The organism is Streptomyces sp. NPDC007905, from assembly GCF_042959345.1.
Classification (GTDB): Bacteria; Actinomycetota; Actinomycetes; order Streptomycetales; family Streptomycetaceae; genus Streptomyces.
In genome coordinates this window covers 177256-192660 of record NZ_JBIBKS010000010.1, presented here as the reverse complement: position 1 = coordinate 192660, position 15405 = coordinate 177256, and the positions used below count along the sequence as shown (strand labels likewise).

The window sequence follows — 15405 nt, the reverse complement described above, 5'->3', positions numbered from 1 at the left end:
GCCGACTCCGAGAGACGTAGCGTGCTCATACGACTTCTGCGGACCTATCTCAGGCCCTACAGGAAACCCATAGCGATCCTGGTGCTGCTGCAGTTCCTGCAGACCTGCGCCACCCTCTACCTGCCCACTCTGAACGCCGACATCATCGACAACGGTGTCGTGAAAGGCGACACGGACTACATCCTGTCCTTCGGCGCCCTGATGATCGGCATCTCGCTGGCGCAGGTCGTCTGCAACATCGGTGCCGTGTACTACGGCGCCCGGACCGCCGCCGCGCTCGGCCGGGACGTGCGCGGCGCCGTCTTCGACCGGGTGCAGTCCTTCTCCGCCCGTGAGGTGGGTCACTTCGGGGCGCCCTCGCTCATCACCCGTACGACCAATGACGTACAGCAGGTCCAGATGCTGGCCCTGATGACGTTCACCCTGATGGTTTCGGCGCCCATCATGTGTGTCGGCGGGATCGTGCTGGCGCTCGGCCTGGACGTGCCGCTGTCGGCGGTGCTCATCGCCGTCGTGCCCGTGCTCGGCATCTCCGTGACGCTGATCGTGCGCCGGCTGCGGCCGCTGTTCCGGTCCATGCAGGTCCGCCTGGACACGGTGAACCGGGTGCTGCGCGAGCAGATCACCGGCAACCGGGTGATCCGCGCCTTCGTCCGGGACGAGTACGAGAAGGGCCGGTTCGGGAAGGCGAACGGCGAGCTGACCGAGATGCAGCTGGCCACCGGCCGGATGCTCGCGCTGATGTTCCCGATCGTCATGACGGTGGTGAACCTGTCGTCGATCGCGGTGGTCTGGTTCGGCGCCCATCGGATCGACAGCGGCGGGATGGCGATCGGCGATCTGACCGCCTTCCTCGCCTATCTGATGCAGATTGTCATGTCTGTGATGATGGCCACCTTCATGTTCATGATGGTGCCCCGCGCGGAGGTGTGCGCCGAGCGCATCCAGGAGGTCCTGGACACCGACTCCAGCGTCGTGCCGCCGCTCGCGCCGGTCTCCGAGCTGCACCGGCACGGCCATCTGGAGATCCGGGGCGCGGGCTTCCGCTATCCGGGTGCCGAGGAGCCGGTGCTGAAGTCCATCGAGCTGGTGGCCCGGCCCGGTGAGACGACCGCCGTGATCGGGTCGACCGGCAGCGGCAAGTCGACGCTGCTGGGTCTGGTCCCGCGGCTGTTCGACGCCACCGAGGGCGAGGTACTGGTGGACGGCGTGGACGTCCAGGAGGTCGAGCCGAAGCTGCTCGCGAAGACCGTCGGGCTCGTGCCGCAGAAGCCGTACCTGTTCGCGGGCACGGTCGCCACCAACCTGCGCTACGGCAACCCGGACGCCACCGACGAGGAGCTGTGGCACGCGCTGGAGGTGGCGCAGGCCAAGGACTTCGTGCAGAAGCTGGAGGGTGGTCTGAACGCGCCGATCGCGCAGGGCGGCACGAACGTGTCGGGCGGTCAGCGGCAGCGGCTCGCCATCGCCCGCACCTTGGTGCAGCGTCCGGAGATCTACCTGTTCGACGACTCCTTCTCCGCGCTCGACTACGCCACCGACGCGGCGCTGCGCACCGCGCTCGCCCGCGAGACCGCCGAGGCGACCGTCGTCATCGTGGCCCAGCGGGTGGCGACCATCCGGGACGCGGACCGGATCATCGTGCTCGACGAGGGCCGGGTGGTCGGCTCCGGCCGGCATCACGAGTTGATGGCGGGCAACGAGACCTACCGGGAGATCGTGCTCTCCCAGCTCACGGAAGCGGAGGCTGCCTGATGGCCGGGCCCATGGGACGCATGATGGCCGGGGGCGGCCCCGACCAGCGCTCGATGGACTTCAAGGGGTCGGGCAAACGGCTCGTCTCCCAGTTCAGGCCCGAACGGGTCACCATCTACGCCCTGCTGCTGTGCGTGGTCGTCAGCGTGGGGCTGAACGTGATCGGCCCGAAGATCCTGGGCAGGGCCACCGACCTGGTGTTCGCCGGCATCATCGGCCGGCAGATGCCCGCCGGGGCCACCAAGGAGCAGGTGCTCCAGTCGATGCGCGAGCACGGCCGGGGCCGGATCGCGAACATGTTGAAGAGCACCGACTTCACCCCCGGAAAAGGCATCGACTTCGATGCGGTCGGGAACGTCCTGCTGCTCGCGCTCTGTACGTTCCTGGTCGCCGGTCTGCTGATGGCCGTCGCCACTCGGCTGGTCAACCGCGCCGTGAACCGCACGATGTACCGGCTGCGGGAGGCCGTGCAGGGCAAGCTGTCGCGGCTGCCGCTGTCGTACTTCGACAAGCGTCAGCGCGGTGAGGTGCTCTCGCGCGCCACCAACGACATCGACAACATCGGGCAGACACTGCAGCAGTCGATGGGCCAGCTGATCAACTCGCTGCTGACCATCATCGGCGTGCTCGCGATGATGTTCTACGTCTCCTGGATCCTGGCACTGGTCGCGCTGGTGACCGTACCGCTGTCGTTCGTGGTCGCCACCCGGGTCGGCAAGCGGTCGCAGCCGCACTTCGTGCAGCAGTGGCGCTCCACGGGCAAGCTGAACGCGCACGTCGAGGAGATGTACACCGGGCACACCCTGGTGAAGGTGTTCGGGCGGCAGGAGGAGTCGGCGCAGCAGTTCGCCGAGCAGAACGACGCGCTGTACGAGGCCTCGTTCAAGGCGCAGTTCAACAGCGGTGTGATGCAGCCGCTGATGATGTTCGTGTCGAACCTGAACTATGTGCTGGTGGCGGTCGTCGGTGGCCTCAGGGTCGCGTCGGGCGCGCTGTCCATCGGCGATGTGCAGGCCTTCATCCAGTACTCGCGGCAGTTCTCGATGCCGCTGACGCAGGTCGCGTCGATGGCGAACCTGGTGCAGTCGGGTGTCGCGTCGGCCGAGCGGATCTTCGAACTCCTGGACGCGGAGGAGCAGGAGGCGGATCCGGTGCCGGGCGAGCGGCCGGCGGAGCTGCGCGGCCGGGTGCGGCTCGAGCACGCGTCGTTCCGGTACGACCCCGAGCGGCCGCTGATCGAGGATCTGTCGCTGACGGTGGAGCCGGGGCAGACGGTGGCGATCGTCGGGCCGACGGGCGCGGGCAAGACCACACTGGTCAACCTGCTGATGCGGTTCTACGACGTCTCCGACGGACGCATCACCCTCGACGGCGTGGACGTCCGGAGGATGTCCCGGGACGACCTGCGGGCCGGAATCGGCATGGTGCTCCAGGACACCTGGCTGTTCGGCGGCACCATCGCGGAGAACATCGCGTACGGCGCCTCGCGCGAGGTCACCCGGGGCGAGATCGAGGAGGCGGCACGGGCGGCCCACGCGGACCGGTTCATCCGTACCCTCCCCGACGGCTACGACACCGTGATCGACGACGAGGGCACGGGCGTCAGCGCCGGTGAGAAGCAGCTCATCACCATCGCGCGGGCGTTCCTGTCCGACCCGACGATCCTGGTGCTGGACGAGGCGACCAGCTCGGTCGACACCCGTACCGAGGTGCTGATCCAGAAGGCGATGGCCAAACTCGCCGACGGGCGGACCTCGTTCGTCATCGCGCACCGGCTGTCGACGATTCGCGATGCCGACACGATTCTGGTGATGGAGAACGGGGCCATCGTCGAACAGGGCGCGCACGCGGAGCTGTTGGCGGCCGACGGGGCGTACGCGCGGCTGTACAAGGCTCAGTTCGCGCAGGCGGTCGCCGAGGTCGACTGATCCTCGAGGGGCCGCTCCCGTCGGGTGAGCGGCCCCTTCAGTCCAGGTAGCCCCGCAACTGGTCCGCGAAGGCATGGTCCCTGAGCTTGCCCAGGGTCTTGGATTCGATCTGCCGTATCCGTTCACGGGTGACGCCGAAGATGCGGCCTATCTCCTCCAGCGTGCGGGGGCGGCCGTCGGCCAGGCCGTAGCGGAGCTGGACGACCTTGCGTTCGCGTTCGCCGAGGGTGGAGAGCACGGCCTCCAGGTGCTCCCTGAGCAGCAGGAACGCGGCCGACTCGACGGGGCTCGTGGCGTCGCCGTCCTCGATGAGGTCGCCGAGTGCCACGTCGTCCTCCTCACCGACCGGGGCGTGCAGGGACACCGGCTCCTGGGCGAGTCGCAGCACCTCGGAGACGCGCTCGGGCGGCAGCTCGAGGTGGGTGGCGACCTCGTCGGGGGTGGGCTCGTAGCCGCGTTCCTGGAGCATGCGGCGCTGGACGCGGACGACCCGGTTGATCAGTTCCACGACGTGCACGGGGACGCGGATGGTGCGGGCCTGGTCGGCCAGGGCGCGGGACATGGCCTGCCGGATCCACCAGGTGGCGTAGGTGGAGAACTTGTAGCCGCGGGCGTAGTCGAACTTCTCCACGGCCCGGATGAGCCCGAGGTTGCCTTCCTGGACCAGGTCGAGCATGGTCAGCCCGCGGCCGACGTACCGCTTGGCGACGGAGACCACGAGCCGCAGGTTGGCCTCGATGAGGCGGCGCTTGGCCATCCGGCCCATGACCACGAGCCGGTCCAGGTCGAGCGCGAGCTGGCTGTCCAGGTCAGGGGTGTTGCCGAGCTTCTCCTCGGCGAACAGCCCGGCCTCGACCCGGCGGGCGAGTTCGACCTCCTCGGCCGCGGTGAGCAGCGGGATGCGGCCGATCTCGCGCAGGTACTGGCGGAACAGGTCCGAGGAGGGTCCGCCGGTCTCGGCGCGGGCGGCGACCGGGGCCTCGACGGGCTCGGCGGCCTCCAGCGGTTCGTCCTGCTCCTCGGGCTCCGCCGTGAGCGCCTCGGCCGGCGGCTCCGCCGGCTCGGCGGTCGCTCCCTCCGGGTGCAAGGCGGCACGGCTCTGCGGGGGCACGGCCACGAGGACCTCCGGGTCCGCGTCCGGCTCGTCCGCGGTGGCGCTGGTGCTGCTGTCGGTCTGGGTGAGGGTCTGGGTCTGCACGGGGGCGACCTCCAGGATGATCGCTGCTGAAGGTGTGCGGCAGCGGTACTTCGGGAGCGGAGAGCCGACGGACTGCGCTCCTGGGGCCTGTCCGACGATTCCCGTCGTCCGCCCGCAGCGCGGGGCAGGCGGGAATCGTCGGACAGGCCCCAGGGACTCGGGCACCGCACCCAGTGTGGAGTACGACACATCCCCGCCACGAGGGGCGTGCGGTGACTTTTTGCGTCCGGTCCGTGACCGGCTGGTGACCGGGCCCGGAAGTGCTCACCCTCGCCGGATCGGCGACCGCCCGGGTGCGGGCGGTGAGGGCCGCGCTTCCGGAGGGCTAGAGCGCTTCCGCGCCCCGCTCGCGCAGCGCCTGGTCGTACTGCTGCAGGACCCACATCTCGTTCTGTACGGCGGCCAGCTGGGCGGGGTCGCCGCCGGTGGACAGGCGGGTCAGCTGGGACTGGATGTCGCGGATGCGGCGCTCCACGGCCCGGCGGCGGATCTGCACCAGGACCGTGCCGGCGTACGTCTCGTCCACGGTGCGGCGCAGGATCGGCTCGACGGCCAGCTCGGTGACCATCGCGCGGACGGTGTCGTCGGCCGCGGCCTCGCGGACGCGGACCAGGTACTCCTGCGGGTCCTGGACGCCGAACTCGGCGCCGCCCGCCTCCGCGATCGTCTGGCGTACGGCGGCGTAGGGCGGGGCGGTGAACTCGTCGACGCCGTACGCGTCGAAGGCCGGGGAGACCAGTTCGGGCCGCTGGAGGGCGAGTTTGAGGAGTTCGCGTTCGGCGGCGTGGACGGGGTTGCGCAGGGTGAGGGCCGGGCCGGAAGGGGCCGCGGTGCGGGGACCGGTCTCCCACTGCTGGGAGGCGCGGGGCTGCTGCTGCGGACCGCCCTTGCCACCGCGCTCGCGGGCCCAGCGGGCCAGCTGGCCGACCCGCTTGACGACGAACTGGGTGTCGAGGATGCCGAGCATGCCGGCGAGTTCGACGGCGACCTCGTGCTGGGCGCCGCTGTTCTTGATGCGGGCGACGATCGGGGCGGCCTCGTCCAGGGCGGCGGCGCGGCCGGCGGGGGTGTCGAGGTCGTAGCGGCCCACGAGCTGGCGGAGCGCGAACTCGAAGAGCGGGGTGCGTGGTTCGACCAGGTCGGCGACCGCGTCGTCGCCCTTGGCCAGGCGCAGTTCGCAGGGGTCCATGCCGTCGGGCGCGATCGCGATGTACGTCTCGGCGGCGAACTTCTGGTCGTCCTCGAAGGCGCGCAGGGCGGCCTTCTGACCGGCCGCGTCACCGTCGAAGGTGAAGATCACGCGAGCCGAGCCGTTGTCCATCAACAGCCTGCGCAGGATCTTGATGTGGTCGCCGCCGAAGGCCGTACCGCAGGTGGCGATGGCCGTCGTCACACCCGCCAGGTGGCAGGCCATGACGTCGGTGTACCCCTCGACGACGACGGCCCGGCTGCTCTTGGCGATGTGCTGCTTGGCCAGGTCGATGCCGTAGAGGACCTGCGATTTCTTGTAGATCGCTGTCTCGGGCGTGTTGAGGTACTTGGGACCGTTGTCCGCCTCGTACAGCTTCCGCGCGCCGAAGCCGACGACCTCGCCGCCGATGTCCCGGATGGGCCACATCAGCCGGCCCCGGAACCGGTCGATGGGACCGCGGCGGCCCTCCTGCGACAGTCCGGAGAGGACCAGCTCCTTGTCCGTGAAACCCTTGCCGCGCAGGTGGCGGGTGAGGTGGTCCCAACCCTGGGGGCTGTAGCCGACGCCGAAGTGGACGGCCGCGGCCTGGTCGAAGCCGCGCTCGGCGAGGAAGACCCGGCCGGTCTCGGCCTCGGGGCTGGTGGCGAGCTGCTCGGCGTACCACTGGGCGGCGATCTTGTGTGCCTCGACCAGGCGGATGCGCTCGCCTCGCTGGTGGGCGGGGTTGTACCCGCCCTCCTCGTAGCGCAGCGTGATGCCGGCCTGGGCGGCCAGGCGCTCGACCGCCTCCGAGAAGGAGAGGTGGTCCACCTTCATGACGAAGGTGAGGGTGTCGCCGCCCTCCTGGCAGCCGAAGCAGTGGAAGAGTCCCTTGCTCGGGCTGACCTGGAAGGACGGCGACTTCTCGTCGTGGAAGGGGCACAGCCCCTTGAGGTTGCCGCCACCGGCGTTGCGCAGCTGGAGGTACTCGGAGACCACGGCGTCGATCGGGACCGCGTCCCGTACCGCCTTCACGTCCTCGTCGTTGATCCGTCCTGCCACGCCTGAATTCTACGGGGACGGTGTGACAGTCCTGGCTCCGCGAAAGGTCAGGAGGTGAGGCTGTCGAGCGGTACGTGCGGGTCCGCGAGCGCGTCCGTGTTCAGCCGGGCCTTGGAACGGATGAGCTGCTGGATCGGCTCTGTGACATCCCACACGTTCACGTTCATGCCGGCCAGCACCCTCCCTTCCCGCAACCAGAACGCGATGAACTCCCGTTTGCCCGCATCGCCCCGGATGACCACCTCGTCGTACGACCCCGCCGGCGCCCATCCGCTGTACTCCATGCCCAGGTCGTACTGGTCGGTGAAGAAGTAGGGCACGCGGTCGTAGGTCACGTCCTTGCCGAGCATCGCGCGGGCCGCGACCGGGCCGCCGTTCAGGGCGTTGGCCCAGTGCTCGACCCGGATCCGGGCGTCGAAGAGGGTGTGCGGGAAGGCGGCGACGTCACCGGCCGCGTAGATGTCGGGGTCGGACGTACGCAGCCGTTCGTCCACCAGGACACCGCCTCCGTGCGCCCGGTCGGCAAGCTCCAGCCCGGCGGCCTCCGCGAGAGCGGCCCGCGGTGCCGCGCCGATCGCCGCGAGGACGGCGTGTGCCGGGTGCTCCTCGCCGTCGTCGGTGCGAGCCGCGAGGACCATGCCGTCCTGGCCGACGATCTCGGTGAGCTGCACCCCGAAGCGGAAGCGGACCCCGTGCGCGCGGTGCAGCTCGGCGAAGACGTTGCCCAGCTCGGGGCCGAGGACGCCGTGCAGCGGGGTCGGCGCCGGTTCGATCACGGTGACCTCGGCGCCGTACTCGCGGGCCGCCGCCGCGACCTCCAGGCCGATCCAGCCGGCGCCCGCGATCACGATGTGCCCGTTGTCCCGGCCGAGCGAGGCGAGGACGCCCTTGAGCCGCTCGGCGTGGGCGAGGCGGCGCAGGTGGTGGACGCCCGCGAGGTCCGTGCCGGGGATGTCGAGGCGGCGGGGCTCGGCGCCGGTGGCGAGCAGGAGCTTGTCGTAGTGGACGAGGGTGCCGTCGTCGCCGAAGCGCACCGTCTTCGCGGTGCGGTCGATCCGGTCGACGGTCTGGCCGAGGTGCAGCTCGACGTCGTTCTGCGCGTACCAGGCGGGCTCGTGCACGAAGACGCTGTCCCGCTCCTCCTTGCCGAGCAGGTAGCCCTTGGACAGCGGCGGCCGCTCGTACGGGTGGTCGCGCTCGTCACAGATCAGTATCACCCGGCCGGTGAAGCCCTCCGCACGGAGCGTCTCGGCCGCCTTCGCGCCGGCGAGACCGCCTCCGACGATGACGAATGTCTGATCCGCGTCGACCACTTGATGCCTCCTCGTAAGGGTGCCGCCACATGCGAGCGTCCCGCACGCAGCGTGATGCGGGAAGAGGGAGTGACCCGATCAGGCCACCCTGGGTCACTTTCCCTTCACATATGCCCCGTCAGTCTCGCGTGCAGCGAGCGGGCTGAGGCGTCGGTCAGGGAGGCGATCTGGTCGACGATCACCCGCTTGCGCGCGTGGTCGTCGGGTGCCTGGTCGAACAGCGCCCGGAACTGCGGGTCCAGGCCCTCCGGGGCGCGGGCGGTGAGCGCCTCGGCCAGCTCGGCGACGACCACCCGCTGGTCGGCGCGCAGCAGCTCCTGCTCGGCGCGCTGCATGACGTACCGGTCGGCGACCGCCTTGAGCACCGCGCACTCCATGCGGGCCCCGCGGGGTACGACGAGTTCGGCGCCGTAACGGGTGAGCCGGCCGTTGCCGTGGGCGGCGCGCGTCGCGCCCTCGGCGGCCAGGCAGAACCGGCCGATCAGCTGGCTGGTGGCGTCCTTGAGGCGGGCCTGGGCGACCGCCGTGCCGTCGTAGCCGTGCGGCCACCACTCCTGGTCCTGGAGGCGGTCGAGGGCGGCTGCGAGCTCGGCCGGGTCGGTGTCCGCGGGGACGTACCGGCCGATGGCCACCTCGAACACCGCCTGCCGCTCGGGTTCGGCGTGCAGGCAGTTGGGGTCGATGTGGCCGGCGTGCAGGCCGTCCTCGACGTCGTGCACCGAGTAGGCCACGTCGTCCGCCCAGTCCATGACCTGGGCCTCGAAACAGGTGCGGGTGCCGGGGGCGGTGCTGCGGACCCAGTCGAACACCGGCCGGTCGTCCTCGTAGACACCGAACTTCCGGGACGCGGGGTCGGCGGGATGGGCGCCGCGCGGCCAGGGGTACTTGGTTGCGGCGTCCAGGGCGGCGCGGGTGAGGTTGAGGCCGACCGAGCCGTCGGCGGTGAACCGCTTGGGTTCGATGCGGGTGAGGAGTCTGAGGGACTGGGCGTTGCCCTCGAAGCCGCCGCAGTCGTCGGCGAACTCGTTCAGGGCCTGTTCGCCGTTGTGGCCGAACGGGGGGTGGCCCAGGTCGTGGGAGAGGCAGGCGGCCTCCACCAGGTCGGGGTCGCAGCCGAGGGCGGCGCCCAGCTCCCGGCCGACCTGGGCGCACTCCAGGGAGTGGGTGAGGCGGGTGCGGGGGCTGGCGTCCCAGACCTGGCTGCGGGTACCCGGCGTGACCACCTGGGTCTTGCCCGCGAGGCGGCGCAGGGCCGCGGAGTGCAGGACGCGGGCCCGGTCGCGTTGGAAGGCGGTACGGCCTGGGCGTTTGTCGGGCTCGGGGGCCCAGCGGTCGACGGACGTGGGGTCGTAAAAGTTCGGGGGTGCGGTGCCTTCCATGATTCGACAGTAAGCGTCGGCAGTGACAATCGGGTGCTGCCGGTGCGCCCAGTCGCCTGCCGGGTTCTGTTTTCCGGGCGCGTACGGGGTTCGCCGTGGCGGGGGTCGGGCCCACGCGGCAAAGCCGCCTGTCGCTACGGCCCGGCGCCCCTGGGGGTTTTGGCCGCCGCCCGTCTCAAGCCGAGGCCAGGTGCGGTTGTGTCGTCGCCGGGGTCGCCAGGGTCTGGTCGTAGCGGTGGAGGACCAGGCGGGCCATCGCCTCGTGGGCTCCCAGGGGAGCCGAGGCGATCCACGGCGCCTGTTCCGCGCACTGGGTCGCGAAGCGGCCCGGAGCCGTGAAGTACGAGGCGATCGCCACTCTTCGGCGGCCCCTCGTCGCCAGGGCGCGCAGGGCCGTCGTGACCGTCGGGGCCGCCGCCGAGGCGTACGCCGGGACCACCGGGACCCCCAGGCGGCCGGCGAGGAGGCGGGCCGTGCGGCGGGTGTCGGCTGCCGAGTCGGGGTCGCGGGAGCCGGCCGCGGCCAGTACCACCGCGGTCGCCCGGCGCGTGGTGTCGTCCATGGCCGTGCGCCAGCCGGCTTCGACGAGGCGGGCGTGCAGGGTCTCCACGAGCAGCGGGTGTGGGCCCAGCGGGGCGGCCACCCGCGGGCGTGCCTGCGCGGCCGCGGCCATCTCCGGGATGTCCTGCTTGACGTGGTAGCCGCGGCCGAGAAGGAGCGGTACGAGGACGGCGGGGGTGTCACCCAGGGCCGCGAGGGTGTTTGGAAGCAGGGGCTCGTTCAGCTCGATGTGGCCCAGGTGGACGGGGAGCCCGGGACGCAGCTCGCGTACTCGGTCCCCCAGGGCCCGTACGGTGTCCAGCGCGCGCGGGTCACGGCTGCCGTGGGCGACCAGGACGAGGGCGGGCGGGGCCGGGCGGCGGCGTCCGCTCAGCGAGACGAGCCTGAGCTGGCCGGCGAGCCGGCTGCTGATGCTGTTCATGAGGTTCGCCGTGCTGTCGAGGTGGAGGGTGGACTCGTCGCGAGGAGGGTTCGGCGCCGTCATGGAACGATCCTGCCGGGGGGAGGTTGCGCGGCCGTTGCCGGGTCGTCACGGGTATTTTCCGCGGGTTCACGTCGTACGGATGCGCGATGTGAGGTGAACCGGATCGCCGCTGATCGCGTCCCCATGGTCGGAACCGATCCGTGGGGGGACCGTATGAGGATCCGTCGACCGCGGCTGCCGCGCACCCGCACGGGGCAGCGGCGGCTGGTGCAGGCCGTGATGGCCGTGTGTGCTGGCGCTGCTGCCGGTCACCTGGCTGTACGTGTCGACGGCGGACCGGCTGCGGACGACGGCGGACGTGCCGCGCGCCGAGGTCGCCGTCGTGTTCGGGGCCGGGCTGTGGAACGGGGAGCCGTCCCCGTACCTCGCGCACCGGCTGGACGCGGCGGCCGAGCTGTACCGGACGGGCCGGATCAAGGTCGTGCTGGTCACCGGGGACAACAGCCGCAGGGACTACGACGAGCCGGACGCCATGCGCGCGTACCTCGGCAAAAACGGGGTGCCGGAGCGGCGGATCGTCAGCGACTACGCCGGTTTCGACACCTGGGACTCCTGTGTGCGGGCCAGGAAGATCTTCGGGGTGGACCGGGCCGTGCTGATCAGCCAGGGCTTCCACATCCGGCGGGCGGTGGCGCTGTGCGAGGCGGCGGGGGTGGAGTCGTACGGGGTCGGCGTGGACGCCAAGCACGACGCGACCTGGTACTACGGCGGCACGCGCGAGGTGTTCGCGGCGGGCAAGGCGGTACTGGACACGATGGTCCGACCGGATCCGCGGTTTCTCGGGCCGAAGGAGCCCGGGGTGGCGCGGGCGCTCGCCGCGGGGCGCTGACCCGGGATCTCCCGGCGCTCGCCGCCGAGCGGTGACGGTCGCCTCACGGCGCTTGTGTCGGCACGGGGAGGTGGTCGTCCCGGCCGTGTAACCGGGAGCGGGCGCGGGCCGTAACACGCCCGAAGCACGCTGGTCCGCATGGAGACCACCTCGACGCCCACCCACTGCCCGTACTGCGCCCTGCAGTGCGGGATGAACATCACGCCCCTGCCGCAGGGGGGCGTCGAGGTGACCGAACGGCCGGACTTCCCGGTGAACCGGGGCGCACTGTGCGGCAAGGGCCGTACGGCACCGGCGGTGCTGTCGTCGGCGGTCCGGCTGACCTCGCCGCTGGTGCGGTCCGGTGACCGGCTGGTGTCCGCCTCCTGGGAGGAGGCGCTGGCCCGGATCGCCGGGGCGCTGGGGTCGACCCGGGAGCGGTACGGCGCCGACGCGGTGGGGGTGTTCGGCGGGGGCGGGCTGACCAACGAGAAGGCGTACGCGCTCGGCAAGTTCGCCCGGGTGGTGCTGGGCACCTCGCAGATCGACTACAACGGCCGCTTCTGCATGTCGTCGGCGGCGGCCGCCGGTACGAAGGCGTTCGGTCTGGACCGGGGGCTGCCGTTCCCGCTGGAGGACATCCCGCGGACCGGGTGTGTGATCCTGGTCGGCTCCAACCTCGCCGAGACCATGCCCCCGTCGCTGCGCTTCTTCAGCGAACTGCGGGCGAACGGCGGCACGTTGATCGTGGTGGACCCGCGTCGCACGAAGACCGCCGAGCAGGCGGACCTGCACCTGGCGCCCCGCCCGGGCACGGATCTCGCCCTCGCGCTGGGCCTGTTGCACCTGGTCGTGGCCGAGGGCCGCACGGACGAGGAGTACATCCGGGAGCGCACGGCCGGCTGGGCGGAGGCCCGGGCGGCGGCGATGGGTCACTGGCCGGAGTACGTGGAGCGGATCACGGGGGTATCCGTGCCACAACTGCGCGAGGCGGTACGGCTGTTCTGCGAGCCGGAGTCGGCGATGGTGCTGACGGCACGGGGGCCGGAGCAGCAGTCCAAGGGGACGGACACCGTGGGCGCGTGGATCAATCTGTGCCTGGCGACCGGCCGCGCGGGCCGCCCGCTGTCCGGGTACGGCTGTCTGACCGGGCAGGGCAATGGGCAGGGCGGGCGGGAACACGGCCAGAAGGCAGACCAGTTGCCCGGGTACCGCAAGCTGGACGACCCGGCGGCGCGGCGGCACGTGGCCCAGGTGTGGGGCGTGGACCCGGACAGCCTGCCCGGGCCGGGGCGCAGTGCGTACGAGCTGCTGGACGCCCTCGGCACGGACGTCCGGGCACTGCTGGTGATGGGCTCCAACCCGGTGGTGTCGGCGCCGCACGCGGCGCACATCGAGGAGCGGCTGCGCTCACTGGACTTCCTCGCCGTGTGCGACGTGGTCCTCTCGGAGACGGCGGAGCTGGCGGACGTCGTCCTGCCGGTCACCCAGTGGGCCGAGGAGACGGGGACGACGACCAGCCTGGAGGGCAGGGTCCTGCTGCGCCGCCGGGCGATCGCCCCGCCGACGGGCGTCCGCAGCGACCTGGAGGTACTGCACGCCCTGGCCGCCCGCCTCGGTGTGGAGAAGGGGTTCCCGGCCGACCCCGAGGAGATGTTCGAGGAACTGCGCCGGGCGAGCGCGGGCGGACCGGCGGACTACTCCGGGATCAGCTACCGCAGGCTCGCGGAGGAGAACGGGGTGTTCTGGCCGTGTCCGGCCGAATTCGCCGAGGGCGCCGAGGACGGTGGGGGCGTCGAGGACGGTGGGGGCGGAGAGCGGGCGGGGGCCCGGCGGACGGCGTTCCGCGCTCGCGGCGGCCCGGCGGCACGCGGGCTCGACGACGGCGAGGACGCGGTGCTCGACACGATGCCGGACGACGACCCGGCGGGGGATGCCGAAACCGCCGTGCACCCGGGAACCCCCCGTCTCTTCCTGGACCGGTTCGCCACCGAGGACGGCCGGGCCCGGTTCGTCGCCGTGGCGCATCGGGCGGCCGCCGAGGAGCCGGATGCCGAGTACCCGCTGCTGCTGACGACCGGCCGGGTGGTCTCGCAGTACCAGTCGGGAGCGCAGACCCGGCGGGTGCCGGAGCTGAACGCGGCCGCGCCCGGCCCGTTCGTCGAGCTGCATCCGCGCCTCGCGGCGCGGCTCGGGGCGGCCGAGGGCGACCCGGTGGCCGTGGTCTCCCGGCGCGGCCGCGCCGTGGCCCCCGCCCGCATCACCCCCGCCATCCGCCCGGACACCGTGTTCATGCCCTTCCACTGGCCGGGCGAGGGCCGCGCCAACACCCTCACCAACCCGGCGCTCGATCCGACCTCCGGCATGCCGGAGTTCAAGACGTGCGCGGTGCGGGTGGAAGCACTGGGTCCACAGGAGTAGCGCGGTTTTGCCGGTGAAGGGCGGTGGCGGCGGGCGGCCCTGGCATAGGTTCGAGGTATGTCCGACAGCGAGCGGTTCGACCTCGACGCCTATCTGGAGCGCATCGGATGGGAGGGCGGCCGGCAGGTCCGTCTCGGGACCCTGCGGGGTGTGCACCTCGCGCACGCCCTGAGCATCCCCTTCGAGAACCTGGACGCCCTGGGCGGGCAAGCGCCGTCCCTGGCCCCGGCCGATCTGCTGGCCAAGCTGGTGCGCGGCCGGCGCGGTGGCTACTGCTACGAGCACAACACCCTGCTCAGGCTGGCGCTGGAGGCGCTCGGCTTCCGGGTGACCGGGCTCGCCGGCCGGGTCGTGCTGGGGGCGCAGACGCCCGAGAGCCGGCCGCGTACGCACATGATGCTGCGGGTGGAGGTGCCGGGTGAACCGCAGCCGTATCTGGCGGACGTCGGTTTCGGGGCGGCCGGGGCGCTGCTGGCGCCGGTGCCGCTGACCGTCGGGGAGGAGTTCGAGGGCGCGGGGCGCCGGCACCGGCTGGTGCACCTGCCGTACGACGGGCCGCTGGAGCTGTGGGCGCTGCAGGTGTACGACCGGGATGCGCGGGACTGGGTGAGCCAGTACGCGTTCACGCTGGAGCCGTTCGGCGCCCCCGACTTCGAGGTGTTCAACTGGCACGTCGCGACCAACCCCCGCTCCCCCTTCACCCGCCGCCCCTATCTGCAGCGGACCACCCCCGAACGGCACCTCGCCCTCGACGGTGCCCGGCTGGTGGAGACCCGTACCGACGGCACGGTGACCGAGCGCAGGCTCACCGGGGAGGCGGAGGCACGGCGCGTGATGGCGGAGGAGTTCGGGATCACGGTGCCCGACGGGCTGACGCTGCTGGACTGATCAGCGGCGGGACAGCCAGTCGCCGTCCTCGATGCGTGTGCCGCGTGCGCGCAGCCGGGCGGCGACGCGCGGGGCCGCGACGTACACCCACGCCCGGACGGTGCTGCCGTCCCGGCGCTCCACGTCCCGGTCGACGCGCTCGTAGAGGTTGCGGGGGTCGCCCGGCACGTACTCCTCCAGCCGGTCCAGTTCCGCGAGCAGGGGGCCGTATGTCTGCGGGAGTGCGGTGACCAGCTCGCCGCTTATCGCCCCTGCTCCGGGCTCCTCGACGGCGTAGGGGTAGCCGGGGCCGTCGTAGAGCGCCGCGTCCGGGAGGCGGGCCGGTTCCTCGGACTCCGTGCGCCCCCGCAGGAACACGTCGTGGTTGGGCTCGCCGGGGCGAAGGGTGCCGTAGACGAAGAACGGCAGGGGGTGTCGGCCGTCCGGAGTGATCACGG

The 15405-nt window shown here is 71.7% G+C and carries 10 protein-coding genes and 1 pseudogene; 5 read left to right on the top strand and 6 right to left on the bottom strand.

All coding sequences use genetic code 11. The features are described 5' to 3' along the window. Positions 1 to 21: 21 nt before the first annotated feature. Together ACFZDC_RS19720 and ACFZDC_RS19715 are read left to right on the top strand one after the other, a co-directional pair. Positions 22 to 1755 carry an ABC transporter transmembrane domain-containing protein gene (locus tag ACFZDC_RS19720; protein ID WP_391325408.1) on the top strand — a complete coding sequence of 578 codons (1734 nt, stop codon included), beginning with the start codon at positions 22 to 24 and terminating at the stop codon, positions 1753 to 1755. Continuing rightward, on the top strand, positions 1755 to 3683 hold the full coding sequence (locus ACFZDC_RS19715) for an ABC transporter transmembrane domain-containing protein (protein WP_391325406.1): 1929 nt from the start codon (positions 1755 to 1757) through the stop codon (positions 3681 to 3683). Before ACFZDC_RS19720 ends, ACFZDC_RS19715 begins: the two co-directional genes overlap by 1 nt. A gap of 37 nt (positions 3684 to 3720) precedes the next feature. On the opposite strand, the gene ACFZDC_RS19710 is transcribed toward ACFZDC_RS19715, so the two are convergent. From ACFZDC_RS19710 to ACFZDC_RS19690, 5 genes are all read right to left on the bottom strand, one after another. Next, positions 3721 to 5046: a sigma-70 family RNA polymerase sigma factor gene (locus ACFZDC_RS19710; protein WP_391325404.1), complete on the bottom strand. Its 1326-nt coding sequence runs from the start codon at positions 5044 to 5046 to the stop codon at positions 3721 to 3723. Between the two features lie 160 nt (positions 5047 to 5206). Next, positions 5207 to 7114 (bottom strand): DNA primase, encoded by a 1908-nt coding sequence (gene dnaG / locus ACFZDC_RS19705; RefSeq protein WP_391325402.1) that lies wholly within the window; start codon positions 7112 to 7114, stop codon positions 5207 to 5209. Positions 7115 to 7161: 47 nt separating this feature from the next. Further along, complete coding sequence (locus tag ACFZDC_RS19700) at positions 7162 to 8427, bottom strand: FAD-dependent oxidoreductase (RefSeq protein ID WP_391325400.1); 1266 nt, start codon at positions 8425 to 8427, stop codon at positions 7162 to 7164. A gap of 104 nt (positions 8428 to 8531) precedes the next feature. Next, positions 8532 to 9806 (bottom strand): deoxyguanosinetriphosphate triphosphohydrolase, encoded by a 1275-nt coding sequence (locus tag ACFZDC_RS19695; RefSeq protein WP_391325398.1) that lies wholly within the window; start codon positions 9804 to 9806, stop codon positions 8532 to 8534. A 175-nt stretch (positions 9807 to 9981) separates the two neighbouring features. Next, positions 9982 to 10851 carry a CbiX/SirB N-terminal domain-containing protein gene (locus tag ACFZDC_RS19690; RefSeq protein WP_391325396.1) on the bottom strand — a complete coding sequence of 290 codons (870 nt, stop codon included), beginning with the start codon at positions 10849 to 10851 and terminating at the stop codon, positions 9982 to 9984. Positions 10852 to 11004: 153 nt separating this feature from the next. Here ACFZDC_RS19690 and ACFZDC_RS19685 point away from each other — a divergent pair. The 3 genes and pseudogenes from ACFZDC_RS19685 to ACFZDC_RS19675 all read left to right on the top strand — a co-directional run bounded on the left by ACFZDC_RS19685 (position 11005) and on the right by ACFZDC_RS19675 (position 14968). Next, positions 11005 to 11680: pseudogene (locus tag ACFZDC_RS19685) on the top strand (vancomycin high temperature exclusion protein). 138 nt (positions 11681 to 11818) lie between these two features. After that, a complete protein-coding gene (locus ACFZDC_RS19680; protein WP_391325394.1) occupies positions 11819 to 14080 on the top strand; it encodes a molybdopterin-dependent oxidoreductase in 2262 nt (753 codons plus the stop codon). 57 nt (positions 14081 to 14137) lie between these two features. Beyond that, positions 14138 to 14968: an arylamine N-acetyltransferase gene (locus ACFZDC_RS19675; RefSeq protein ID WP_391325392.1), complete on the top strand. Its 831-nt coding sequence runs from the start codon at positions 14138 to 14140 to the stop codon at positions 14966 to 14968. Here the strand turns inward: ACFZDC_RS19675 and ACFZDC_RS19670 are convergent, their stop codons facing one another. Then, entirely contained in the window at positions 14969 to 15403 is a 435-nt protein-coding gene (locus tag ACFZDC_RS19670) for a gamma-glutamylcyclotransferase (RefSeq protein ID WP_391325390.1), read from the bottom strand. Positions 15404 to 15405: the final 2 nt, after the last annotated feature.

Coding starts and splice junctions, on each gene's coding strand:
- ACFZDC_RS19715 (WP_391325406.1), top strand. CDS start 1,755: ATGGCCGGGCCCATGGGACGCATGATGGCCGGGGGCGGCCCCGACCAG.
- ACFZDC_RS19695 (WP_391325398.1), bottom strand. CDS start 9,806: ATGGAAGGCACCGCACCCCCGAACTTTTACGACCCCACGTCCGTCGAC.
- ACFZDC_RS19690 (WP_391325396.1), bottom strand. CDS start 10,851: ATGACGGCGCCGAACCCTCCTCGCGACGAGTCCACCCTCCACCTCGAC.
- ACFZDC_RS19680 (WP_391325394.1), top strand. CDS start 11,819: ATGGAGACCACCTCGACGCCCACCCACTGCCCGTACTGCGCCCTGCAG.
- ACFZDC_RS19675 (WP_391325392.1), top strand. CDS start 14,138: ATGTCCGACAGCGAGCGGTTCGACCTCGACGCCTATCTGGAGCGCATC.